This window comes from Bacillus sp. EKM202B (genome assembly GCF_011066025.1).
Classification (GTDB): domain Bacteria; phylum Bacillota; class Bacilli; order Bacillales; family Bacillaceae_G; genus Bacillus_A; species Bacillus_A toyonensis.
The window spans coordinates 76253-101227 of sequence record NZ_JAAMNK010000018.1; the positions used below are offsets into that span (position 1 = coordinate 76253).

At 35.3% G+C, this 24975-nt stretch carries 19 protein-coding genes; 3 read left to right on the top strand and 16 right to left on the bottom strand.

What is annotated here, in order from left to right; translation table 11 throughout:
* Positions 1-144: 144 nt before the first annotated feature.
* From G9F74_RS20080 to G9F74_RS20140, 13 genes are all read right to left on the bottom strand, one after another.
* Positions 145-579, bottom strand: coding sequence for an HIT family protein (locus tag G9F74_RS20080; protein ID WP_000388979.1), 435 nt, complete (start codon positions 577-579; stop codon positions 145-147).
* A gap of 61 nt (positions 580-640) precedes the next feature.
* Positions 641-1018, bottom strand: a complete 378-nt coding sequence (locus tag G9F74_RS20085) for an OsmC family protein (RefSeq protein ID WP_016107535.1) — start codon at positions 1016-1018, stop codon at positions 641-643.
* The gene (locus tag G9F74_RS20090) at positions 993-2420 is read right to left on the bottom strand and encodes an amino acid permease (protein ID WP_016107534.1); all 1428 of its coding nucleotides are present in this window, start codon (positions 2418-2420) and stop codon (positions 993-995) included. The genes G9F74_RS20085 and G9F74_RS20090 overlap by 26 nt, the downstream gene beginning before the upstream one ends.
* Before the next feature lie 205 nt (positions 2421-2625).
* Positions 2626-3270: an amino acid ABC transporter permease gene (locus tag G9F74_RS20095; RefSeq protein WP_000345979.1), complete on the bottom strand. Its 645-nt coding sequence runs from the start codon at positions 3268-3270 to the stop codon at positions 2626-2628.
* Positions 3271-3927 (bottom strand): amino acid ABC transporter permease, encoded by a 657-nt coding sequence (locus tag G9F74_RS20100; protein ID WP_016107533.1) that lies wholly within the window; start codon positions 3925-3927, stop codon positions 3271-3273.
* 87 nt (positions 3928-4014) lie between these two features.
* Positions 4015-4845, bottom strand: coding sequence for a glutamine ABC transporter substrate-binding protein GlnH (gene glnH, locus G9F74_RS20105; protein WP_016107532.1), 831 nt, complete (start codon positions 4843-4845; stop codon positions 4015-4017).
* Between the two features lie 12 nt (positions 4846-4857).
* On the bottom strand, positions 4858-5586 hold the full coding sequence (locus G9F74_RS20110) for an amino acid ABC transporter ATP-binding protein (RefSeq protein ID WP_165406238.1): 729 nt from the start codon (positions 5584-5586) through the stop codon (positions 4858-4860).
* A 138-nt stretch (positions 5587-5724) separates the two neighbouring features.
* Complete coding sequence (locus G9F74_RS20115) at positions 5725-7185, bottom strand: alanine/glycine:cation symporter family protein (RefSeq protein WP_033668288.1); 1461 nt, start codon at positions 7183-7185, stop codon at positions 5725-5727.
* Between the two features lie 159 nt (positions 7186-7344).
* Positions 7345-8316 carry a phosphotransferase enzyme family protein gene (locus G9F74_RS20120; RefSeq protein ID WP_000401664.1) on the bottom strand — a complete coding sequence of 324 codons (972 nt, stop codon included), beginning with the start codon at positions 8314-8316 and terminating at the stop codon, positions 7345-7347.
* 216 nt (positions 8317-8532) lie between these two features.
* On the bottom strand, positions 8533-9132 hold the full coding sequence (locus tag G9F74_RS20125; RefSeq protein ID WP_016107529.1) for a TasA family protein: 600 nt from the start codon (positions 9130-9132) through the stop codon (positions 8533-8535).
* Positions 9133-9384: 252 nt separating this feature from the next.
* Complete coding sequence (locus G9F74_RS20130) at positions 9385-13626, bottom strand: S8 family serine peptidase (RefSeq protein ID WP_016107528.1); 4242 nt, start codon at positions 13624-13626, stop codon at positions 9385-9387.
* A gap of 401 nt (positions 13627-14027) precedes the next feature.
* Positions 14028-14669: a response regulator gene (locus G9F74_RS20135; RefSeq protein WP_000590661.1), complete on the bottom strand. Its 642-nt coding sequence runs from the start codon at positions 14667-14669 to the stop codon at positions 14028-14030.
* Between the two features lies 1 nt (position 14670).
* Positions 14671-16503, bottom strand: coding sequence for a GAF domain-containing sensor histidine kinase (locus G9F74_RS20140; RefSeq protein WP_016107527.1), 1833 nt, complete (start codon positions 16501-16503; stop codon positions 14671-14673).
* Between the two features lie 407 nt (positions 16504-16910).
* On the opposite strand from G9F74_RS20140, the gene gerKA reads away from it, so the two are divergent.
* The 3 genes from gerKA to gerKC are packed head-to-tail and all read left to right on the top strand — an operon-like array spanning position 16911 to position 20605.
* Positions 16911-18413, top strand: a complete 1503-nt coding sequence (gene gerKA, locus G9F74_RS20145) for a spore germination protein GerKA (protein WP_016107526.1) — start codon at positions 16911-16913, stop codon at positions 18411-18413.
* Positions 18394-19500 carry a GerAB/ArcD/ProY family transporter gene (locus G9F74_RS20150; RefSeq protein WP_016107525.1) on the top strand — a complete coding sequence of 369 codons (1107 nt, stop codon included), beginning with the start codon at positions 18394-18396 and terminating at the stop codon, positions 19498-19500. The genes gerKA and G9F74_RS20150 overlap by 20 nt, the downstream gene beginning before the upstream one ends.
* Complete coding sequence (gene gerKC / locus G9F74_RS20155; RefSeq protein WP_016107524.1) at positions 19481-20605, top strand: spore germination protein GerKC; 1125 nt, start codon at positions 19481-19483, stop codon at positions 20603-20605. The genes G9F74_RS20150 and gerKC overlap by 20 nt, the downstream gene beginning before the upstream one ends.
* A 31-nt stretch (positions 20606-20636) precedes the next feature.
* Here the strand turns inward: gerKC and treC are convergent, their stop codons facing one another.
* The 3 genes from treC to treR form a co-directional block, all read right to left on the bottom strand.
* Complete coding sequence (treC, locus tag G9F74_RS20160) at positions 20637-22298, bottom strand: alpha,alpha-phosphotrehalase (protein ID WP_016107523.1); 1662 nt, start codon at positions 22296-22298, stop codon at positions 20637-20639.
* Between the two features lie 13 nt (positions 22299-22311).
* Complete coding sequence (treP, locus tag G9F74_RS20165) at positions 22312-23739, bottom strand: PTS system trehalose-specific EIIBC component (protein WP_165406239.1); 1428 nt, start codon at positions 23737-23739, stop codon at positions 22312-22314.
* Between the two features lie 139 nt (positions 23740-23878).
* A complete protein-coding gene (treR, locus tag G9F74_RS20170; protein ID WP_000987224.1) occupies positions 23879-24589 on the bottom strand; it encodes a trehalose operon repressor in 711 nt (236 codons plus the stop codon).
* Positions 24590-24975 lie beyond the last annotated feature (386 nt).

Here is a 24975-nt window from a genome sequence, read left to right on the forward strand (position 1 = left end):
GATATACTTTGTGACACTGCAGCATTCTTTAATAGATAAAATTTAATAATAGAATAAACAAAAGCCCAATTTCTCTATTTTAACTGAGAAATCGGGCTTTTGTTTATTAGAATTTTCCTGACTGTCCCCTTAAGAATATCACTCTTACGCCTTTTCGGGATGCAGTATGTTCTCTATCGCTTCTTTTAACAATGTCTTTGTTTCTTCAAAGTTATGATTCTGTTTTTCTCCAGGTTGTACCGTATAAAACTCGGCAAACGAGCGCTCTTTATATCTCGGTACGACATGCATATGGTAATGCGTTAACTCATTAAAGATTCCACCATTTTGACAAATTGTAACTCCATCTGGTTTATATAATGACTTAATCGCTTTTACAATAAGCTTAGAAGCATCCATAATCGATTTTGCTACAACATCATCTAATTCGTCCACTTCTACAACATGATGCTTTGGCACAATTAAAATATGTCCTGGATAGAAAGGGGCATGATCTAAAAAACATGTTACATATTCATTTTCATATACTTTATATATTTTTTCCTCTTTGTTTGCTAATTTACACCCTAAACATTCCATTAAATTTCTCCTCTTTCTAAAACATAAAAACGTGAGAGCCGTAGTCTCACGTTTTTATGTTTCACTTGATTAGTTCAATCGTTTCCGTAACCTTTATACTATCTTTTACAGATTGAACAATCGTACAATTTTTCACTGCAAGCTGTAACGCCTTGTCCAACTGCTCTTCTGTAATGTTTTCTGCTTTAATTTTATAATGTAAATGAACACTTTCAACTGGTTTTGATAATGCTTCACTTCTACCAATGTCAGTCTCAATTGTAAACGTATCATATGTAATACGTTTCTTTTCTAAAATTGTTCGAAAGACAATTGCACTACACCCTGCGATAGAAGAAACGAGTAATTGTAACGGTGAATACCCGTTTTCTTTTCCAATCGCTAATTGACCATATGATAAATCTGCCTCTATATCATCGTGTTTGATTGTTAGTTTCATTTGTATTTTCCATCTCCACTTTCATCGGTTTCTGCCGTTTCTTACTCATATAATAATATATGTAGCAGAAAATGATAAATGGAATACCACAGTATAACGCCATTCTTTGTTCAGGAATAAACGCTAAACTAATAACAACGATGCTATTTGTAATTAAAGCTAAAATTGGAACAATCGGGTATAGTGGTGTTCTATACTTTAAGTCCTCTAACTTTCCTCCACCTTTTATATACTGACTTCTAAAGCGAAGTTGCGATAGAGCAATAATGATCCAACTTGAAACAGCCGATAAACCAGCTATCGATAATAAGTACATGTACACTGTATCTTCTGCAAGGAAACTTGTGAATAGAGATAATCCAGCTACCGCAATCGTTACGACTAGCGCTGTAATTGGAATACCACGTTTATTTACTTTTTTGAAAGGAGTTGGTGCCATTCCTTCATTTGCAAGTGACCATAATATACGCGTTGCTGCATATAATCCTGAATTCGCTACAGATAATAAAGCAGTAATAATAACGAAGTTCATAATATCAGCTGCATACGGAATACCGATTTTATCAAATACAACTACGAATGGACTTTCAATTACGCCTGCTTCTTTCCAAGAAATTAATCCTACTAAAATCGTCATTGTTAAAATGAAGAATAACATAATGCGCCATACTGTATTACGAATTGCGCGTGGAATTGTTTTTTCTGGATCTTTACTTTCTCCTGCTGCAATCCCGATTAACTCTGTTCCTTGGAATGAGAAGTTAACCGTAATCATTGTAAGTAATACGGCAGCTAGTCCATTCGGGAATAACCCGCCATCGCTTACGAAGTTAGAGAAAAGAGGTGCCGCTTCTTTTCCATCGTATGGTAAAAATCCTAGTAATGCACTACCACCAAGTAGAACGAATGCAATAATTGTAACTACTTTAATACTAGAGAACCAAAACTCTAATTCAGCGTAACTTTTCGCTGAGATAGCGTTTGAAGCATATAAAATAACTCCGAATACGAGACACCATACCCAAACATCAACAGTTGGAAACCATCTTTTCATCATTAAACCGATCGATGTTAATTCCAGTCCTACTGTTACTGCCCAGCCAAGCCAATATAGCCAGCCGATCATAAAGCCTGTTCCTGGTCCAATAAACTTCGTCGCATACTTTTGGAAAGACCCTGAAACTGGCATTGCTACCGTTAGTTCTCCAAGACAAAGCATTGTTAAATACATAATAAATCCGCCCACTAAATATGAAAGGATGGCACCCCCTGGTCCAGCCTGATTAATAGTGTAACCTGAACCTAGAAAAAAGCCAGTTCCGATTACACCACCAAGTGCGATCATAAATAAATGTCTACTCTTCATCGTACGATGTAATTTCTCATTTGTTGGTTGCTGCATCTTAATCCTCCCCCTACAAGTACCCCTATCTCTTTTTAAAATTTTCTGATAATAAAAATATACACGAAAGCGATTACAATTTCTATATAAAATTAACACTTTTCTGATAAAATAATATAAAAAATCGAATTATTGCAAGATTTAGATACTATTTAGAGGAAAATAAGGAGAAACAAGGAAAAAACCCTTACATATATTGTAAGAGTTAACGAAGCTCTAATCTTCTCGATAAAATTGATAAACTATAATTCACTATAAAATACATACAAGCCACTACTATAAAAGTCGGAATCATATAATTTACATTTTGCCCGCTAATAATTTGAGCATTATGCATAAGCTCTGGCAATGATATAACAACTGCGAGCGACGTATCTTTTAGCAATGAAATAAACTGACTAACAAGCGGGGGGACCATTCTTCTTAATGCTTGCGGCAAAATAATATGCCAAAGCGCTTGCACATACGTTAACCCTGAAGACCTTGCAGCCTCAATCTGCCCTTTTTCGATAGATAATAGACCGCTTCGAACAATTTCAGATATCATTGCCGCTTCAAATATTGTTAAAGCAACAATTGTAGCTGTTATAATTTCTAACTTCAATCCCGCTTCTGGAAGTGCAAAATACGTAAAAAATATAATTAAAAGTAGCGGTAAATTTCGAATCACTTCCACGATAACTCCTAATATTTGTGAAACGACAGGTATTTTCGTATAGCGCAATATTCCTATTACACTACCAATAATAAAGCTAAGTACAATTGCTACGAGCGCTACCTCTAACGTTATAAGTAATCCTTTTAACAAAAAGAGGATATGATCACCTGTTATTGCTCCTTTAAAATCCATTTATACCGCCTCCTTTGCCAAGCGTTTTTCTAAATAACGCACTAGCATACTGAGCGGAATTGTTAATATTAAATAAAACATCCCGACAAATATATACACATCGAACGTAACAAATGTCTTCGTTGAAATTAAATCTCCTTGATACATTAAATCAGCACCAGCAATAATTCCAAGTATTGAGGAGTTTTTAACTAAATTGAGAAATTGGTTTCCTAAAGGGGGGATTACAATTTTCATAGCTTGGGGTAAGACGATATAATACATTCCTTGCACATACGTTAATCCTGAAGAACGCGCAGCCTCCATTTGCCCTTTTGCCACTGATAAAATGCCAGCGCGAATTACTTCCGCAATAAACGCTGCAGTATATACGGTAAGCGTAAGTGTTCCTGCTACAAAACCATTTAAAGTAATTCCTATTACAGGTAAAGCGAAATAAAATATAAATGCAATTAATACGAGTGGAATATTTCTTACAAACTCTACAAAAGCGGACCCCACCCAATTTAAAATACGAATCGGTGCAATACGCATTACCGCCAAAATTACCCCTAAAATAAAACTACCTATTAATGCGATTACACTAGACATAACCGTATATTTAAATCCTTCTAAATACATATCAATGTTATTCGTTAATATAGAAAAATCAGGCACATATTCTCCCCTCTTTCTTTACAAGAAGAGGATGAGTACTCTCATCCTCTCACTCTTACTATTTATCACGAGAAATAAAGTTTCACTTTACTTCTCTTGTTTTTGACCGATCCATTTTTCATATAATTTGTCGTACTCTCCACTCGTCTTCATATCTTTTAGTAAGTTATTAATCTCTTTCGTTAAATCATCTGCACCTTTTTGTACTGCAATTCCGTACGGTTCATCCGTAAAAATTTTCCCTACAACTTCATAATTAGCATCTTGTTTTGCCATTCCGTAAAGAATCGCATTATCTGTCGTTAAAACATCGCCTTTACCTGCTTTTAACGCTGTAAATGCCTCACTATAATTTTCAAATTCTAATACAGTCGCTTCTGGTGACTTTTGACGAATGTTATTTGTAGATGTTGAACCTTTTACCGCTAACACTTTAACGCCTTGTTTTATATCATCAATGCTCTTAATATTACTTCCTTTTTTCACAAGTAACGATTGTCCCGCTTTAAAATATACATCTGAGAAATCCACTTCTTTTTTGCGTTCTTCCGTAATAGTCATTGTTGCGATAATTGCATCAATGTCACCATTTTTCAGTAGTGGAATACGCGTTTTAGACGTTACTTCTTTTAATTCTAGTTTCTTTTCATCTCCGAGGATTTTTTTCGCAAGCGCCTTTGCAACATCAACATCAAATCCTTCTACCTGCCCTGTTGAAGGGTTTTTCAATCCAAATAAATTCGTATCATTCTTCACCCCAACTACTAATTTCCCACGCTTCTTAATTTGCTCTATGGCCCCGCCTTGCTTCGTATTCGTTTCTTTCGCCTCATCTTTTTTACTCCCGCACCCGGCAACGACAAGTACGAATAAACATGAGAATACGATTAAGGTAAACAACTTTTTCATTTTAAGCATAAAATTCCTCCTCTAATGATTTAACACTCGGCTTAAAAATAGACGCGCCCTTTCTTGTTCTGGGTTTGCAAAAAATGCTGCTGGTGTTGTATCCTCAATAATTTGGCCCTCATCCATAAATAAAATCCTATCTGCTACTTCTCGCGCAAATCCCATCTCATGCGTGACGACGACCATCGTCATTCCTTCTTTAGCTAGCGTTTTCATAACGTCAAGCACTTCTCCAATCATCTCCGGATCAAGAGCAGACGTAGGCTCATCAAACAGCATAATTTCAGGCTGCATCGCAAGTCCCCTAGCAATCGCTACCCTTTGCTGTTGACCTCCGGATAATTGATGCGGGTATACATTAGCCTTTTCCGGGATTCCTACTTTCTCTAAATAAAACATCGCTGTTTTCTCAGCTTCCTCTTTTGAAACTTTATTTACTTTAATAGGCGCTAGTGTAATATTTTGAAGAACCGTTCTATGTGGATATAAATAAAAATGTTGAAAGACCATCCCGATATCTCGGCGTAATTCATTCATATCCGTTTTCTTATTGTGTACCTCTGTATTTTGTACAATTAATTCCCCATCTGTAATTGTCTCTAATTGATTTATACAACGAAGCAATGTACTTTTCCCTGACCCTGAAGGTCCAACAACTACTACCACTTCACCCTTTTGTACTTGCAGATTAATATCTTTTAAAACTTGGAAGTCACCATAATATTTATTTACATTACGAAACTCAATCACCATACTCCCCCCTTCCTCTAACAAAGCATGTACATTCTTTTTATATTCAAAAATAGGCAAAAAAATAACTTTCAGCTTCATTTTGTCCATAAAAAAAAGAGCAAAGGTCGTTCCCTTTGCTCCTTCGTTCCTATCCTATTAAGATACTTCTTCTTTTTTATCTTTCCCATATTCATGCTCCCAGAAATCAGCATTTTTAATTCCTAATTCCTGCGGATCAAATACTGGATCTTTCCCTTCTTTTTTCTGCTTTTCATAGTCTTTTAAGGCGATCAATGCTGGTTTTTGTAGTAGTAAAATCGCGATAATGTTAACCCATGCCATAATTCCTACACCGATGTCACCTAAAGCCCACGCTGTTGCAGCTGTTTTTACACAACCATAGAATACGACTCCTAAGAATACAAACTTTAGTACGATGGACATCCAAGGACGGTCTTTATCACGATTTAAGTATGCAATATTCGTTTCTGCAATGTAGTAATACGCCATAATTGTTGTAAATGCAAAGAATAATAGCGAGATTGCGACGAAACCGTTTCCAAATCCAGGTAAAACAGATTCTACTGCTGCCTGTGTATAACCAGGACCCGGCTGTGCACCGTTTAATTTATTGACGATAAAGTTTTTTCCGCTTGCATCAAATACGTTATACATGCCTGTAATAATCATCATAAATGCTGTTGCTGAACAGACGAATAATGTATCAATGTAAACGGAAAATGCTTGTACTAACCCTTGTTTAGCTGGGTGTGATACTTCAGCAGCTGCCGCCGCATGTGCCCCAGTTCCTTGCCCTGCTTCATTGGAATAAATACCACGTTTTACTCCCCAAGAGATTGCTAAACCAATAATCCCACCAAAAGCTGCTTCTAATGCAAATGCACTTTTTAAAATTAACATGAAAGCATCTGGTAACTTTTCAATATTCATAGCTACAATTACACAAGCTACTAAAATATAACCAAGCGCCATAAACGGCACTACAACTTGTGCTACGTTAACAATTCGCTTAACTCCACCAAAAATAATAAGCGCTAATGCCGCTACTAATACCGCTCCAGATACAGAAATATTAATACCGAAAGCTGTTTCCAAACTTACAGCAATGCTATTTGCCTGAACACCCGGTAACAGCATCCCCGTTGCAAGAATTGTTGCCGCAACGAATACTAATGCATACCATTTAACTCCTAGCCCTTTTTCAATGTAATAAGCCGGACCACCACGGAATTGCCCTTGATGCTTCGTCTTATATATTTGTGCAAGTGTTGATTCTACATAAGCAGAACCTGCTCCTAGAAAAGCTACCGCCCACATCCAAAAGACAGCTCCTGGACCACCAAATGCAACAGCCGTTGCAACACCCGCAATATTTCCTGTTCCAACGCGCCCTGATAATGAAAGTGCTAACGCCTGGAACGAAGAAACACCAGCATCCGATTTTTCTCCTTGAAATGTAAGCTTCACCATTTCTCCTACATGCCTTACTTGTAAAAACCTCGTTCGAATAGAAAAATATAAACCTGCTCCTAAACATAAATAAACAAGTGCTGGACTCCAAACAATATTATTGATCCAACTTACGATTGCTTCCAACATTCCCCCTCCTCATTTATAAAGAATATTCAGAATATAAATAAAATTATACGTGCATACCGAATCTATAACAATATTATTTTAATAAAATAAACATATTTTTGTATAAAAAAACAAAGTATATATTTATTTTATATACTTTGTTTTAACATGAATGTATTATATATTCACAATCGCTTCTCTTTTTATAATTCTTTCATAGAGTTGTTCAGCTAATTCTCTGAAATGATCTGGCATATCTTTCCCTTTAAATTTCTTTTGGAGCGTGCCATACAAACCTATATCACGTAAACGTAAAAATAAAGGTAACGATTCATACCAACTATCCGCCAGCCTGTGCTCATATTCGTACCCTTTTCTTAACACTTGTAACTGTTTACGAGCGAATGTCGTCTTTTCTTCCACTGTCCACGGTGTAAAAAGAACAGAGTAATAAAGAACCATTGCCAAATCATGAATGAAGTAATTATAGGCCGCATCATCAAAATCAAAGATTGTTAACTCTTTTCCATCATAGTGAAAATTGCCTGGATGAATATCACCATGCATAAGGCCGAATGTTTCTCTTTCAATTGGAAGAGCATTTATTTCCTCCATTAATACAGCTGCAATTTCTTTCACGTTCTCATCTTCTAATTCATTAACAATACTACTTTCATCCTCTTCCCACGTATCACGGTAGTCAGTTTTAGGGTAATTCATTGTAAGGCGGTGCAATTGTCCAATCGCTTTTCCCCACGCTTCAAAGTAAGCATTTCCCCAATATGGCGATCCTTCTCCTTTTACTTGCTCACCTTTTGCGTATGTAAATAAGGAAGCAAAAAAGAAAGTTCCATCCTCTACTACAATTTCTTCTACAAGATTTTGAGATGTTGAGTAAAGAGGTCCCGCTACCTTTGCACCGTTCTCCGCAACATATCGTAAAAAATCTAGTTCAGCCTCTACCTCTTTTTTAGAACGATGGGAAGAATGCGTTAAACGTAATACGTAATCTTCATCACTATCACCCTTCGCCTTAAAAATGTAATTTTCAAAATCTCCAAGTGGCTTTTCTTCCACCGTTACATGAAACAAACTTGCAGCTCTTGTTAAAATCTCTTTTGTAAAAACTCGTTCTACAGCTATTTCCATATGTATCCCTCCTATATATCTTCTTAATTCGACATAAATGTTAGAAGTACTGCTATGAATGTGAAAAGTACCGTTATGCCTACTATAAAAATGCAATCTCTACACATAAAGAAATCTAAAAACAAAAAAGGCTGATTCACTAAATCAACCTTTACACTATTAAAAATACTATTTCTTAATTCTTCATCAATTCATTCTTATATATAACATTTACCTTTATTTCTCTTCACCGTTTGTCTGCATTGAATTGAAGGTCCAATTTAATTTCAATGAATCTCCTTGAAATACATTTTGTTCTTCATCATTATCTACAAATGTGAACATTACATAGAAAGTATCATCATCACCAGGAGCAAGTCCATTTCCTTCTCGGTCTACAACACCTTTTTGTACAAGATCAGGAATACTTCCATTTTGCGTAGCTACCTTTAACTCAGATAATGTAGTAGACCAAATTGGAACCTCATTTTTATCCAAATTCCATAAGAAATCAACACGGATATAATCACCAAAATCAGCATTTCCATTATCTCCTTTAGCATCAATAACACTATAATCTGTAAGAAGTTTCACGTCTCCTATCGCTAAGGTTCCTTTGTTAACTAATTGAAAACCGCGCTCCATTTCATCACCCGGTTTAATATTGTCGACATTAATAACAACTTCAGGATTAACACTCAAATCTAAAGTACCCGCTGCAAACGCGTTTTGTGATACTTCTTTATCACTAAAATACGCATATGTTCCCCCACCAATTAAAGATAGACCAAGCGCTGCAGTTACAACACCCATACCAAGTTTTTTCTTAATACTCATTTCACAAGCCCCCCTATTTTAAAGTTCAAACAACAACCTTATTTTCATCCCACAAACAATATTAATTAAGCAACTACCTTGTCCCATAACGAAAGCAAACTAGCTTTAAACTATTTTCTTCATGTACTCAAATAGCTATTTTTTAAATAACCGGTAATGTTACAGTGAATCATTACCGGTTCGTTGTTAGCAAAAACCATTTTTTCTGTGTTCATTGCTTTATCGTTTAGTTTCCCTTAGAAGTATATCCCCTTATTTTTTTGGCTCTAAACCAATCGAGCGTAAGATTTTCTCTAACGTCACTGGCCCTACATTTTCTTTCGGTTTCTGATTTTCTTTAGCATCTGGACCCTTTTTCAAGAAGTTTTTCTCGATAAAACGAATATCTGTTTCATCTACAACACCATCTTGATTTATATCTCCATCTTTTACAGATACTTTTCCTTTTCCATACGATAAAGCTGCTATTCTAGCATCTTGAATATCTACCATTTTATCGCCGTTTACATCACCTGCAAGGTTATCATCCATATCAGCTCTAAAGTTTTGTCCCACTAATTCTCCGTCTTGCATTTTCCCTATTTTGGTTGTCAGTTTACTATTTAAATGACCTGGCATTTCTACGAAAATATCGTATTCTTTATCGCTTACTGGAACACTATGAATCTCAAATTGCCCATTTTCATTAATCGTTCCTGTATATTTCTTTCCATCCTTGCCAACTGCGTACACTTTTGCTCCTAGTTTTGTATAGTCTTTCTTACCTAAATACCCCTCTTCATTCAAGAAAGCTTCCGGGCCAATATATCCTGTAACCGTTGAATGTTTCGAAACAATAGCAAAAGATTTATCTTTAAACGCAGGAATCTCAATGCCTTCAGATGCACCAGCTTTTGTATAAGAGAACTTATCTACTCCAAATGCAGTTAAATCATTAAAGTATTCATCGTTCGCCATCTCGAATGTAACATCTAAAAATGGTGTATCTCCATCTAATCCTTTAAATTCTTTTCCTTCCAATAATGCGCCAACTTTCACCTTGTTTTCCCAAGCTCCTTCTTCACTTATCTTCGGATCTTCTAATTTAAGGTTCAGTCCATGTTGTTTTACATATTCCGTAAGTGCTGGATTTGGTTTCACATCTGTAAATTTAAATAGCTGCTTGTAATAAGGAATTTCAAATGTACCTGACATAAGCTGTTTTACATTATTAAGATTCAAAGTTAACGTAATTTTCTCTCCTAATTTGATTTTATCTTTGTCATAACTTGGAACAGCGTATTCTGTCCCTTCCTTTACAAAGACGTAATCTTTATATCCAGTTGCCATATTCCCCGCAGTTGCAAGATCATATCCAAATAATTTTAGATTTAACGGCTCGTTTATTTCCTCTGGAAGTACTCCAAATTTAAAATCACCATTTGCTTGAATTGTATTCAGCCAACCTGATGGAAAGGCTGAGTTTTGATAATATACAATTTGGTTCGCTTTTTGATCATACTGCAAGCCTTTTGCCTTTAATGCATCTACTGTAGAATCATAAATATTACCATGCACCCATAATGCACGCTGGCCGTCTTCTTCTTTAAACATAGAATCATTGACTTCGTGTATACCAGGTTGTACATCCTTAAATTTCATTTCAGGTATTACATTATCAATGATAATGCTATCGCCTTTTGTATAAGATTTTCCTTCTTTATCATATCCAACGAAGTTCAATTCGTAATCTCCATCAGGCAACATAACAGGTTTATCCGCAATTGGATGAGCTGGATCTCCTGTGAATGGAAGTACATACCCTCCCATACCAGAAAACATCATATATTCAACATTCGGTGTTAGACTACTTGCATTAAGTGTACCAACGACTCCTAATGCCTTCCCTGTCTTTCGGTCCTTCACAACTGCATCAATGGTTTCAAGAGGACTATTTAATTTAAATGTCAACGGCGAACTTGGTCTTTCCATAAATGGATGGAATTTAGAAGCATCTGTTGCCATTGCATCTCTCAGTAAATCTACAGACGCAATCCCTTTTTCTGTGAATTTAACTGCAAATGGTACTTGATATACTTCTTTTTCATTGTTTTTATTTGAAATATGAATATAGCCCTCATATCTACCAAATTCAGCGTTTTCTGGAATGATAATTTCAGGACTAATTTCCTCTGATGCACCAGGAGCTACTTTAATAGAATCTGGTACGTTTAGCTTCACACCATTCTTCGCTGCATCTTGCACACCTACACTTGTAGGTGAAAATTCCACCTCTAATTTAAACTCTTTCCCATCTGTTTTACTGCTGTTCTTAATTAAAACTTTTCGACTATCTTTAATAGGCCCATTTTCAATTTGATTTTTATACCCAAATGCAATAGAACCTGTTTTTTCTTCAATTTCTACTTCTTCATCACCTACAACGTTTGATGTTTTATCAACAACCTCGATAGATGTATCTGCATGAACTGCACGATATGCATCAATTCGCCCTGAGCCCACCTCAAATACAGAACGCTCTTCTTTTAAGTCAACTGCGGTATTCATGAGTGCTTCTTTTACTTCAAATGGACTATAGTTTGGATGTTCTTGTAAAATGAGTGCCGCTACCCCTGCAGTATGAGGAGTTGCCATAGAGGTACCTGACATACGTCCATACGCTACCGGATAATTTTCTCCATCTTTTGGATCATTAATATATTCAGGAACAGTTGAGAAAATAGACACACCTGGTGCTACAATATCTGGCTTAATATCATCTGTCTTAGTTGCAGGACCACGGGAGCTGAAATCAGCTAAGTGATCTCCCTCTGTTTTTATATTACTTAGTTCCCCAAACGCTAACGACACATCTCCTTGTACAGCTTTTGCTTGTAATTTCTCACCATCTACTTTTGTTAGGCGGAACGATGGAATAGATGAAGTACTTTCCCCAAGATAACTTGTAATTTCACCATCTACATTGTTATATACGATTACCGCCTTTGCGCCTGCTTCCTTAGCATGCTTAATTTTCTCATCAAATGTAATCTCACCGCGTTGGATAAGAGCTAATTTTCCTTTTACATCTTTTCCTGTAAAATCATCTGATTTCCCGAGCCCTGCATATACAACTGATACGGATTGACCTTTCAAATCTTCAATCTTATCAGTAAAGCTTTTTCCAAGTAGCATCATCTTATCCACATGTAAATCACCTGCATCGACGGAAAACGTTGGGATCTTCATTGCAGCGTCACTGGCTCCAACTGTAATTGGAAGTGCCGCTGCACTAGGTGATCCAATGGTACCTTCTTCCGGACCACTATTACCTGCCGCTACTACTGTAACAACACCAGCTAACATCGCATTGTTTACTGCCACAGAAGTAGGATATAAAGGATCATTAATAGACGCACCTAGTGATAAATTGATAACATCCATATCGTCTTTTACTGCTTTATCAATCGCAGCAAGAATACCGCTTGTTTGTCCGCTTCCATACGGACCTAATACGCGATATGAATATAAGTCTACATCTGGAGCGACTCCCGTAACCGCGTAATCAACATTATTCTTTTTGTCTGCAGCGATTGTCCCAGCTACATGAGTTCCATGGGATGTATAATATGCACTTCCATCATAAATTTCAGGATATCCCCCAGAATTTTGCCAATCCTTATACGTTGTCTCCATTGGATCAGCATCATTATTAACAAAATCCCATCCTTTTATTGAGTTCGGATCTATTTTACTTGAATCTTCACCTTGTTTTGCACGATATCCTTTATATGCATCTTTCAAATCCGGGTGGTTGTAATCAATACCTGTGTCCAGTACACCCACCTTAATTCCTTTACCTGTTATTTTTTCAGCATGCAGCTTGTCCACACCAATTTGTGGTACGCTATCTGCCATTTTTGGTTCAACAGCCGCCTTAGCTGTTTCTTTCGGTAAATCAATTTTAACCTCATGATCTTCCCATACGCGCTTAACAATACCAGTGCGAACTAAGTCTTCAATCATATTCGCAGGCAACGAAATCGCCACACCATTAAAAGCACTCTTATATTCTCTTGTTATTTTGGCAGATTTAAAATTCTTCCCTTTATCTTTATTCTTTTGAAGCTGTTCAAGCTCTGCTTTAAATCCTTTATGGGATGCCTCTACCTTTTGTTCCGCATTTGAAAGAGCTAACTTTTTCCCTTTAGCCGCTTGTTTTAACACCTCAATCTTACTAGGTGCTTGCTTAAATTCTATAATCACATTCACATTATTAGGACTTGCTGTATTGATACCTGGTGAAATAACAAAACCCGGTTTTGTATCTAACGTTTTCAAAGCATTACGTTGTTCCTTTGTAAGACCTTTCAAGATAGCATTTACATCATCAATTCCAGTTAAATTAGATGTATTTACCTCTTCAGCTAATACGTTATATGGAATTCCTTGGGACAATAACATTCCAACTGTTAGTGTTCCAATAAGAACCTTTCCAAATTTCCCTCGTTTCATATTGCATCTCCCCACTATTAAAATTATTTTTCTAACCAAATTGCTTCTTAAGCTCCCATTTAGCATTGAAAATTCTATTAATCTTAAACTTTTATTTTGCATCATTAAGAATTTTCAACACTACTACCATCCCTATATAGCTAATCACTTACTTTACTCTCTCTATAAAAGCCCCCCATCATTTATTTTCAATAAAAGATTTTCACAAAATGAATTATTAATAGGATTAAAATATAATTCTATATTTATTATTTCACGTTCTGACTTTTCTGAAAATTGAACAAAAGGAGTATCTTTTTTCTAATGATTCTATACCTACATAGTACAAAAGAACTATCTTGCTCTTTATTCTTTGTAATAAAGAATAAATAAACATGATAGTTCTTTTAAACATTTCTTATTTAATCCAACGGAACCAATTGATTTCGAACAGCATAAATCACCGCTTGCGATCGACTTTTCACATTTAGTTTTTTAAAAATTTTATTGATGTGAATTTTAACTGTTTTATCACTAATATATAGAGCTTCAGCGATTTCTTTATTACTAAGTCCCTTTACTAATTCAAAAAGAATTTCCTTTTCACGTTCCGTCAGTTCATTTTCATTTGATTCTAATTTCATTTTTTGCTGATGATATGTAATTAATTTTTTAGTCATACGCGGATGAATAACTGAATCCCCTCGATATAACATCCGAATTGCTGCTACTACCTGCTCCGATGATGAATCTTTCAATAAATAACCATCAGCACCAGCCTGGAGTGCATCCATTAAATATTCATCATGCTCATACATTGTAAACACAAGTACTCGGCAATTCGGATAATTTTTTTTCACCAACTCAGTAGCTTCAATCCCATTTTTCCCCGGAAGATTAATATCCATCAAAATACAATCTGGTCTGCATTCTTCTACTTTTCCCAATACTCCGTCCCCAGAGCTAGCTTCTCCAACCACTTTCATATCAGATTCATCCTCTAGTATGTTCCGAATTGCGTCTCGTAAAAAAGCATGATCATCCACTACTAATATTTTAATCATTTTACGCACCCCTTGTTTGTGAATCTGGAATTAATAGTGTAATTTTTGTCCCTTTCCCTACAGAACTATCAATCTGTAAAGTAGCCCCTAATTGTTCAGCTTGTTCATTCATATGTAATATACCATAATGTGGCTCATTCTTCGTTTTAACCATAGACTCAAATAGTGAAAAACCAACCCCATTATCCTTAACCCTTAAAAGCACGTGCTCACTTTGATAGCTAAGTAAAACATCAGTCTTGTCTGCTTGTGCATGTTTTACAATGTTTTGCAAACTCTCTTGTAATGTATCAAAAATAGCTCTTTCTTTTGAAAAGCTAAGCGCACGTGCATGACCTCTTTCATGATATGTAATATCTAGTTCATATTCTTGTTTTAAAGACTTTATTTTACTTGCTATCGCCTGCTTTAGCCCTAATTGTTGTGTCGGATATGGTTTTAAAGCATAAATAGAATAGCGAACTTCTCCTAAGCTTCCTCTTAAATCTTTTATACTTTTCTCTACTATTTGTTGCATATCTATTGGTTTATCACGATATTTTTTCTGCGCGGATTCTAGTTGATATATCACCCCTGCCAATGTTTGCGCAATACCATCGTGAATTTCGCGTGCGATTCTATTTCTTTCTTCTAAAATCATTCTTTTTTCCTGTTCAGAAATCAATATCCTTGTTTTAACTACGTTAGCTAATTGATTAGAAAACGTAGCTAAAGACTGTACATCTTCCGGGAAAAAACCCGCAGTTCTACTTTTCCCTGCAACAAACATTCCGACTAGTTCATCATTTACAATAAGAGGAAAATATACAAGGGAGCGTATGACACTATCAAATATTTCATCCCCAGGAGCCGTACCAGTTTTCCAATCATTAAACACAAGATTTTTAGAGATTTCTTCAAATGACTCAAACTTATCTGAATGATCAGAAATATCTAGGTGAACTTTCCCATCTTTCAATAGGAGATTCCAATTTCCATCATCTTTTGTCCATATTACATATGCTTGTATTCCAAAAAAACCTTTAAGTGCTTGTTTAATATGTTTTAAGTTTCCTCCGGTTAATCCACGACTAATTTCTGTCGTAATAAGAAACAGCTCATATAATCGTTCCTTCTCCATCCTTATCCGTACAGAAAAAGAGCTAATAACTGAAATTGCTACAAGTGGAAAAAAGAAAAACAGTACTGTAATCTCATTTACTTCCACACTATATGTACTAATTAATACATGCATCAAGGCCGCATAAGAGAAACCAAAAGTTTCGCAAAGGAATACCGTTACAGTTTTTTTATACCACTGATAGATTGAATATGGCTGTGGAAGGAGTATCATTAACAAATCGTAAAAGCGGTTGTTGAAAAAACAAAAAAACACGCAAAATAATAACAAAGATATTAAATTTTCATACAGAACTGACATATCTATATTGTTAATTAATAAGTGCATACATTTATTTGAAAACCATTCGGCCAAGATCAAACTAAGCGCATGCTGAGTACTATTAAATAACATTCTTTGTATTGGTGAACGACGATGCAGGTGAATAATTAACGTTACGAGTACAATAGCAATAATAGTTATATGGATTCCAAACTGCCAACTCATAGCGTAAATTATGGGAAAGGTAAGCGAGCTCGTTCCTCTCCAAAATCGTACAGGAAAATACTCTGCAATCCCCATAAATATTAATAACAATATTAGTATTGTTGAATGAGAAGGGATTTTAATTTCAAGTAAAGATATAGTTATAGTAATCAAACCAAGAAAAGAAATAAAATAAAGATAAGAACTAGCAATCTTTTCTCTTATAAAAATAGAATTTACATCCTTCAAAACAACCCCTTCTTTCTTTATAAAACTTCATTTTCTCTATTATCCAATAAAAAACCGGCACTGGCAAAATGGAAGAACCTCCACTAGCCAATCACCGGCTGTGTACTGCACCTAAAAAGGCAAGACACAATACTATTATTATAAATCGATTTTCTTAAATTTCCTATTCATCGAATGATGTAATTATATGTGCCGCTAGGTTTACCCTCCTATAGTACAAAAGATTTATATCAACACCGCTAATCTAATATATACTTTCTTTCCATCCCCTACTTTTCATTTTCTTTAGTATAAAAGATGACGTAACATAACTTTCAAGCTACTTATTTTCAAATAATCCAAGCATAAATTTCTCACAAAAAGCAAAAATTAACAGAAGCGACTTTATTCTAAAAGAGGTGGAAATTATGACAGAGCAAAAAGAACAGCAAAAGAGTGAAAATCAAAAGCATATGTTTCCATCGCTTCCGGAAAATATTAATTACATTGAAAATAAACTCTGTCATTCAGATGATATAAAAAAATTAGATATCCCTTTTCAAAACGGAAAAGGAACGATTATATATATCGAATCTTTAGCAGACCCAAATTTAATTCATCAATTAGCTCTTGAGCCATTATTAACTCGATCGGATCTGTCTTTAGATAAAGCTTTTGCCACATTAAATATGAAAAAAGAAACAAATTTAAATTATAGTGTGCAGCTTTTATTACAAGGTAAATCTTTATATTTTCATGAACACGTCGACAGTTTTTGTATTTTCGAAACAGCTCTATCTTTAAAGAGAGATATAACAGAACCTGATAATGAAGGGATTGTCCGTGGACCGCATACTGGTTTAGTAGAAGATTTAGCAACCAATTTAGCTTCTATTCGTAAACTCATAAAAAGTCCACATGTCGTCGTTAAATATTTCACACTCGGTGAAGAAATGCATACGAAAGTGGCAATTGCTTATATGCAAAACATAGCTAATGACGATCTAGTTACAGAAGTAAAAAGAAGGTTAGAAACGATTAAGACAGATGCACTTATGCCTCCAGGATATATACAAGAATTTATAGAGGATACGTCTTTCTCACCCTTTCCGCAACAATTAAATACAGAGCGTCCAGATAGAGTCGCAGCAAATTTAATGGAAGGACGAGTCGCTGTTTTATCTGATGGAGATCCAACTGCACTTATCGTTCCTGTTACGTTATTTGCTTTCTATCAATCACCAGATGATTATAATAACCGCTGGATTGTCGGTTCTTTCATCCGAATGATTCGCTTAGTCAGTTTCTTGATTGCCTTTCTCTTACCCGCTATATATATCGCAACAGTTGCTTTTCATCCTGATGTGTTGCCGCTCGAACTTGTTTATACGATTAAAGCTTCATTAGAAAAAGTGCCACTTCCTCCTATTTTTGAAGCTCTCTTAATGGAATTAATCTTTGAATTATTACGGGAAGCTGGTATTCGCTTGCCAAGCCGAGTTGGACAAACAATCGGTATTGTAGGTGGTTTAGTAATTGGTGATGCAATTGTAAAAGCCGGTCTCGTTTCTTATACAATGATTATCGTTGTAGCTTTAACTGCAATCTCATCTTTTCTTGTTCCATCAAATGATATGAGTTCCGCAGTTCGGATTCTTCGTTTTCCGTTAATGCTCCTTGCTGCCATATTCGGCTATGTAGGAATATCATTTGGTCTCATTATAACTTTCGTTCATTTATGCCAGTTACATTCATTTCATACCCCCTATCTTTCTCCTGTTGCTCCGATGCGGATAAAAGATATGAAAGACTCTTTTGTACGACTACCAATTTGGTCGTTTTGGGAACGACCACATGATTCAAAACCGAAAAAAATGCAACGACAACATGTAACGAGAGAGGATGAGAACGGTGACAAACACGCAAAGTAAAATTTCACTTGTTCAATTTACCTTTTTCGTTATTCAATGCCAAATCGGAGTTGGTATACTTTCTCTACCAAACCGTCTTCACCCAATAGCGAAAGGTGGCGGATGGATTTCTGCTCTCATCGCTGGTCTTGCAATTCAACTTATTATTTTACTTATGTGGCTTTTCTTAAAACGATTTCCTGATGCAGATATGTATGAAAGTGTTTGTATGCTATTTGGGAATAAGTTTGGAAAACTATTAGGTTTTGCTTATGTTTTTTATTTTACCCTTATCGGTATGACGGTTATGTTAAATGCTTGTAATGTCATTAAAGTTTGGATATTACAAGCAACTCCTTGGTATGCCACCCTCATGCTATTTACAATAGCTTGTTGTTACATAGCTTATAATACGTTCAAAGTCATCGTACGGTTTTACGTCATGGCTTCTATTCTCATTTTACCAATGGCTCTTTTAATTGCCCTAGGGCTTACACGAGCTGATTTTTCTTACATTCTTCCAATTACAGAAGCCGGATGGTGGAATATTATTCAAGCATCAAAAGAAACCATTACAGCTATGTATGGTTTTGAGATTATTCTTATCGCTTTCCCAAAAGTAAACGGGAGTTCTGTGGCAAAACTGAAAGCAATTTCTATCGCTAATGGATTTGTAACTCTTTTTTATACTTTTACTGTTTGGATTTGCTTTGTCGTATTTAGTCCAAAACAAGTTGAACTTATTCCAGAGCCAGTTGCTTACTTATTGCGTTCTCTGCATATTGGGATTATAGACCGCACCGATTTACTATTCATCCCAATATGGATGATAACTGTTGTAGCTTCTATTGCTAGTTATTACTGTGCTGCTTCTATAGGAATTGGACATATCTTCAATCTGGCTAATCATAAAAAGGCTGTTCCAATCGTTGGTATTATTGCTTTTAGTGTAGCCCTATTTATAGATACACCTGAAGAATTAAAAGTAATTGCAACTTTTACTGATAAGTTCACGTATATTTTCATAGTTGTCCTCCCTCTTTTATTTCTACTTTATTCAGTAATAAGAAATAAGAAAGGAGAACAGTATGTTCCAAAAAAGAGTTAAATTACTTTTTATATTATGTACTAGTGCATTCCTTTCTGGCTGTTGGGATCAAGAACCATTAAGAGAAGCGAGATTAGCTTATAGCATTGGATATGATATTACGGAAGAAAATAAACTTCAGCAAACGCTTGAACTCGTAAAAAGTTCAAGCGGAGAGCAATCTTCATTCGAGAATGAAATACATTCAGCAAACGGGCATAACATAAGGGATACAAGCGACGCCCTAAAAAAAAATGTGACTGGGAATATTCGCTATTTTAAATATGGTGTTCAATTACTAGGAACCAAAATTCTAAAAAAAGGTATACTCCCCTATTTAGATGTCAGCTTTCGGGACCCAACAAACCCAACTGCTTTAGTAAAACTTATTGCAGTAGATGGTGAAACATCCGAGATACTAGAAAAAAAGAAGGTAGGAAATTTACTAATTGGAGATTTTCTAAAGAAAAAAGTGAAAAGCTTAGAAGATATGAGTGTATTTCCAAAAGAAACTTTAGAAACAGCTGCTACAAAAATGTTAGATCCCGGTAAAGACTTTACCCTCCCTTCTATAAAAATAAAAGGAAAAGAAGTAATTACAAACGGGTTAGCTTTATTTAACAATGATAAATTAACTGGGCATTTACCTTTGAAACAATCTGTTTTATTCGTATTATTAACCGGAAAAATGGGAACTAGTGCCCGTATAACCCAAAAACTTACTAGCGATGAATCAGAGAAGACATCTGATTATTTAACAATGGAAGTTAGTAATCGAAAGTTAAAGCGAGACTTAAAAATAACAACAGATAAAAAAGGAAATGTATATGCTCACATTAAGCTTCAACTAAAAGTTATAGCCCTTGAGGCTCCAAGAGATAATATTTATAAAATGGGAGAACGAAAAAAACTAAATAAAGACTTATCGAAACAACTTACGAAAGAAGCGAAAAAAATAACAAACAAACTACAAAAAGCAAATTGTGATGCTTTCGGTATCGGAAGACATCTTATCGCATATCATCCTGAATTATGGAAGAAAAAAAATTGGAATAAAGATTATGCAAAAGTAAAATTCAAACCAGAAGTAGACGTAAATATTTTGTATAGTGGTGTCTTAAAATAAAAGGTTGTATGCCGCGTGGGCATACAACCTTTTATTTCGTATATCGATATATAATTGATTCATATGGTCTTAAGTTAAGTTTTGTAATATCCTTGCTGGAATCTTTATAATTCGACAGTAGTACTTCTTGTTTCATTCCATCTAATTGAACATGGGCTGGTACAGAATACGTTATTTCTTCTCCATAGAAGTTATTAATAATAAGTAATACTTCATTATTTACAGTACGTGTATATGCCCAAATCTTAGGGTGATTTTCATCTAAAATAGCATATTCTCCTTCTGTAATAACATCGTAAGTTTTTCTAAGTTCAATTAACTTTTTATAATGATAAAATACAGACTCCTTATCTTGTAATGCTTTCTCTACGTTTATTTCTTTAAAGGTTTCAGCTACTGAAATCCAAGGAGCACTTGTTGTAAAACCACTATTCACCTCTTCATTCCACTGCATCGGAGTACGAGAATTGTCACGAGATTTTTGTTTTAAAATCCCTATAATCTCTTCTTTTAATAAGCCTTCTTCCTGCTTTATATCATATATATTTAACGATTCCACATCCCGATACTGCTCGATGGATTCGAATTTAGGATTCGTCATACCTATTTCTTCTCCTTGATAAATGTAAGGCGTTCCTTGCAGCATGTGCATAGCTGTCGCTAACATTTTCGCAGATTCATTTCGGTACTTCACATCATCACCGAAGCGTGACACGATGCGAGGCTGGTCATGGTTACACCAGAATAATGCATTCCATCCCCCGCCCTTTTGCATTTCAATTTGCCAGTTAGACATAATTTCTTTTAATTTAATAAAATCAAAATCAGCTTTCGTCCACTTATCACCATTCGGATAATCTACTTTCAAATGATGGAAACTAAACGTCATACTCAGTTCATTGCGCTCAGGGTTTGAGTATTTAATGCAATTATCAATTGTCGTCGATGACATTTCTCCAACTGTAATTACCTCTTTCCCTTCAAATACATTTCGATTCATCTCTTGTAAATATTCATGAACACGCGGACCATCCGTATAATATTTACGTCCATCACTTGTCGCAGTACTTCCGTCATCGCTTAAGAAACGTTGGTCTTTTGAAATTAAGTTAATAACATCAAGGCGGAATCCAGTTACCCCTTTACCAAGCCAAAAGTGCATCATATCATAAACTTCTTCACGAAGCTTTTCATTTTCCCAATTTAAATCTGCTTGTGTCTCATCAAATAGATGTAAAAAATATTGCTTAGTCTTTTCATCGTACTTCCAAGCCGATCCACCAAACTTAGACTGCCAATTATTTTTTTCATCACGCCAAATGTAATAATTGCGATATGGACTATTTTTATCTTCTTTCGCTTCTTTAAACCACTTATGCTCCGTCGAACTATGGTTTACAACGATATCAAGCATAATTTCAATGTTACGTTCTTTCGCTTTTTCTAGAAGCTCTTCAAACTCTTCCATCGTTCCGTAAGATGGATCAATGCTATAATAATCACTTACATCATACCCATTATCATTTTGTGGTGATTGGTATATCGGTGTTAACCAAATATAATCCACTCCGAGTTCTTTTAAATAATCTAGTTTCTCTGTAACTCCTTTTATATCACCGGTTTCTTTATTGTAATAACTATTAAAGCTCTTCGGATAAATTTGATAGACTACACTTTTATGCCAATCCTTCATGTTTAACTTCCTCCTACTTCTGTTTAACTCTTTTCGCAAATAACCATGTTAACGTAAATGGGATTACAACTGCGATAATCATTCCTACAATAAACATTGGAATCGATTTCGGAATGATCGAAATAAATGCTGGCAATCCGCCAATTCCGATAGCCGGTGCTAATACACCATTTAATGTAATGAATATTGCTGCCACAGCAGATCCTATAATTGCTGCATAAAACGGGAATTTATTTCGTAAGTTAACACCAAACATCGCTGGCTCTGTAATCCCAAAGTACGCGGAAATTGCTGATGTCGATGCCATACTTTTATCATTTTGATTTTTAGAAATCCAGAACATTGCAAGTGCCGCACTACCTTGCGCAATGTTAGAAAGAGCAATCATCGGCCAAATAAATGTACCGCCGTGCTGTGCAATTAATTGTAGATCAATTGCAATAAACATATGGTGCATACCTGTAATTACAAGCGGTGCATATAATGCTCCAAATAATACTGCTCCAACTACTGGTACTGTTTCATATACGCCTACTAATCCAGCTGTTAATAAATCTCCAATATGACGTGTAACTGGACCGATAATTCCTAATGCTAATACACCTGTTACAACGATTGTTGTAATTGGTACGACTAATAATTGAATTGCATTTGGTACATGTTTCTTTAAGAAAATCTCTACTTTACTCAATACAAATGCTGCTACTAACACCGGTAAAATTTGACCTTGATATCCTACCTTTTCAATTTGGAACAATCCTAAAATATTGAAGTACTCAATATTTTGACCCTCTAAGCCAGTCGCTGCTTTTCCATAATCCCAGGCGTTTAATAAGGCCGGATGCACAAGCATTAAGCCCATAACAATACCTAGTATTGGACTACCACCAAAACGCTTCGTTGCTGACCAACCGACAAGTGCTGGTAAGAATACGAATGCTGTATTGGCCATCATATTAATTAAATCCCAAAGCCCACCTAAATTCGGATAAACATCTAATAAATTTTTACCATCAAAAAATAAGTCCTTTGCCCCTAATAAATTGTTAATCCCCATTAGTAAACCAGCTGTTACGATTGCTGGTAATATCGGCATAAATACATCTGAAAATACTTTTACAAACTTTTGAGCTGGATTTAACTTTTGATTTCCAGAATCTTTCACGTCAGCCACTGTCGCTTCCTTCATACCTGCAAGCGTTATCAATTCAGCGTAAACACGATCTACATCCCCTGGACCAATTACAATTTGAAATATCCCAGCATTATGAAACGCTCCCTTTACTAATGAAACAGACTGTAATTTATCATTATCTATTTTACTTTCATCTTTTAAAGCGATACGGAGCCTCGTTACACAGTGCGCAGCTTGTTCAATATTGTCTTTCCCACCAATATACTGCAACACTTCCTCTGCTGTTTTTCGATAGTCTTTCCCCATATTCCCGTCCCTCTTTTCTTTTTTTGATACCGTTTACACTTACATATTAACTCGTATACATAAGTTAGTCAACACTCGTATATACGAGTTGCTGTTTTTTTTATAAAAAAAAGATGAAACATTATTTCGTTTCACCTCTTTACTTTCTTCGCGCCACATCCGAAAAGTGAAAAATATCTAAGCGGTGACGTGATTCCGTATATTCGAACTGACTCCCATCATATAAATGAGTAAAGTTTTTCACAACGACAACATAATCTGTGCCATTTAAATCTAAATACTTTCGGTCATCATCTGTACACGGCTGCACTTCAATTACCCTTTGCGAATAACTAATATGTAGCCCTAATTCTTTCTCAATGTATTTATAAATTGATGCCGTTGCAATTTCTCTCGTTAATCCTGGAATAAACTCAGATACAAAATGATTTATATCTAAAATTACTTTTTCTCCATCAATATTTCGTACACGTTTAATATGATCTATTTCTGTTTTTTCTTTCACATTTAATAATTTTGCAACCTCTTTTGTCGCTTCTTCTTTCTCCATTTCCACGACTTCTGTAATACAATGACGTCCTAGACGCTCATTTTCTTCTTGAAAACTTACAATGCCACCGAAGTTAAACTCAATATTTTTTCGCTTTAATACAAAAACACCTTTTCCATGAATTTTTTGCACATATCCACGCTCTTGCAATAAATCTACTGCTTTTCTTACAGTACCTCGGCTTGCCTCATACTGCTTCATTAATTCTGTTTCTGATGGGATTTTGCATCCCTCTTTTAATTGCTTATTATCAATAGACTTACTGATTTCTATATAAATTTGCTCATACTTACTCATCATCTACAATAGCCCCTTGTCACCTTCTAATTCTATATGTATTATACCATGCTACACTCTTCTGCCAATCTCTCACTTATTTTCCAGTCCAAGAAAAATATAGGTAAATATTTAATCTCTAAAACGTATTTTTATAAAAATTTTTATATTTTTCTTTTCATTCAAAAAAACATGTAGTATACTAACTTCAAAATCAGAGGAGAAAGGGAGCAAAGAACTATGCTTACTTATACAACAATTGTAGTTACATTTGCACAAAAACATCATCATCATACGTAACCCTTGAAACCTAGCGGAAAAATTACGCGTAGGTACAAGGGTTATTCCCGTTGTACCTACGCTTTGGCGAAGAGCCATGTAGGTATTTTTTATCTACATGGCTCTTTTTT